At 43.6% G+C, this 1637-nt stretch carries 3 protein-coding genes; all 3 read right to left on the bottom strand.

Translation table 11 applies throughout. The features are described from left to right. Window positions 1-453, bottom strand: a 453-nt coding sequence (locus A3761_RS18320) for a pyridoxal 5'-phosphate synthase (RefSeq protein ID WP_068750644.1), incomplete at its 3' end; no start/stop codon positions are given. A 258-nt stretch (window positions 454-711) separates the two neighbouring features. Continuing rightward, complete coding sequence (locus A3761_RS27905) at window positions 712-933, bottom strand: hypothetical protein (protein ID WP_068552664.1); 222 nt, start codon at window positions 931-933, stop codon at window positions 712-714. Between the two features lie 31 nt (window positions 934-964). Further along, a partial coding sequence (locus tag A3761_RS18310) for a DNA-binding domain-containing protein (protein ID WP_068750643.1) occupies window positions 965-1637 on the bottom strand: 673 nt, incomplete at its 5' end.

The raw sequence follows: 1637 nt of genomic DNA, 5'->3' as shown, positions 1-1637 counted from the left end.
TTGTTCTAGAAAAGAACGAGACTCGATCACTTCGCTCTGATCACTACACCAAGCACCAATCTGACTGCCACGCGGCCTGGTTGCAAAATATTTCAAGGAAGCGGCACTGGATATCTTTTCACAACGTCCTTCCACCTTCACCTGACGGTTCAGTGGTAACCAGGGGAACAACATCGCTACTTGAGGGTAGGCTTTAATCTGCTGAGACTTTCGGCTGTTGTAGTTAGTGAAGAAAACAAAGCCGTTTTCATCAAATAACTTCAGTAATACCGTTCGAATGGAGGGGCCTACTTCAAGATCTGTTGTCGCCAGACTGAAGGCATTTGCATCTTGTATGTCTGCATCATTTGCCTGTTGAAACCAGTGTTCAAACTGCTTGAACGGGTCATCAAGTAATTCATCACGGTCCAGGCCCTGGCTCATATATTCGCGACGATAGTCACCGATATCCATACTCTCTTCCTAGCTTGTTGAATCAGATTTAGCTCCAATATTGAGGCTAATATCTTGATAATACAAGCTAAGTAAAAGCGAGAGAAGAGAAATCTTGTGTCTATGCCAAATTCGCGAAAAAGCGCTTTTGGATCCAAGCATCAAGTGACGCTTTACCAGGCCCATACATCACCAAAACCAAGAGCATCGCGCCCCAGAAATAGTGGTCATTAACACCACCTGGGCTAATATCCGGGTAAGAGATAACGGCAACGATATTTAAGACAAATAGGCGGCGACATCAAAGGGAATCAAAGGCACATCGTATTCATATTCAAACAGCATCAATGTGCTATCCATACTCTTTACCTTCGATAAGCCAGCTAGAAAAAATACTTTCGCCAAGTACAAACGAAAGACAATAATCATAATAATCTGGCTTTTATCCACCCAGCGAGTGGCATTTAAATACAGCGACGCAACAGTAGAGACTTGACTCATATTTAATCCTAATGTGGTAATTTGGAACGATTTATTCGGCTAATGTGAAGCCGACAAACCAAACTCGTTGAACAGCCAAAGCAAGTGTTTGGTTAATTTCTTCTAGTGGATACTTGGACTGCAGTTCTTGCAGAATAGTTCCCAAGTTTTTCTTTTTATTTATCGAAGAGAGTAGTTCGAATTCCAAGTCGGATAGCTGATCGACACGTAGCTGGTAATGCGCCGCTCGCCATACCAACAAGTGCCGCGAACCGGAATCTAAATTCAAGGGTTGATCTTCATTCCCTTCTGCTTTGTCTCGATCTTCCAGGCACTTATCACGGATCTCTTTAATCGGATAGTTGCAGGAAAGTAAGTGGGCACTGGCTGGAAGCAAAAAAGTTATCTTGTCATATCGATCTTCATCAATTTCAGATAAGCGAATAGCGTCAAGGGGCTGCTCATCTTTGGCGTGAAAAGCCAAATGCCAATACCACTCAAGCTGTGCCAAATCTTTAGCGTAAGGGAGCGATTTAAGTGCCTCAAAGTCTCCAACATATTCTGGAAACTCGGCACCATAGTGGTCCAGACTCGCTGACGCGGAAGGGTGTGCTTTAACATAACGCAGTGCTAATGCCTGAAAAAACTGCTCACCAACACATTGCAAAAAGGCAGGATAAATATCTGCTAATGCAGAACATAAGTTGCCGTAAACACTGCCGCGA

Source organism: Oleiphilus sp. HI0123, from assembly GCF_001635315.1.
This window is presented reverse-complemented; position numbering and strand designations above follow the sequence as displayed.

Excerpts from the sequence above, each read along its gene's own strand:
- A3761_RS27905 (WP_068552664.1), bottom strand. The coding sequence starts at position 933 with ATGAGTCAAGTCTCTACTGTTGCGTCGCTGTATTTAAATGCCACTCGC.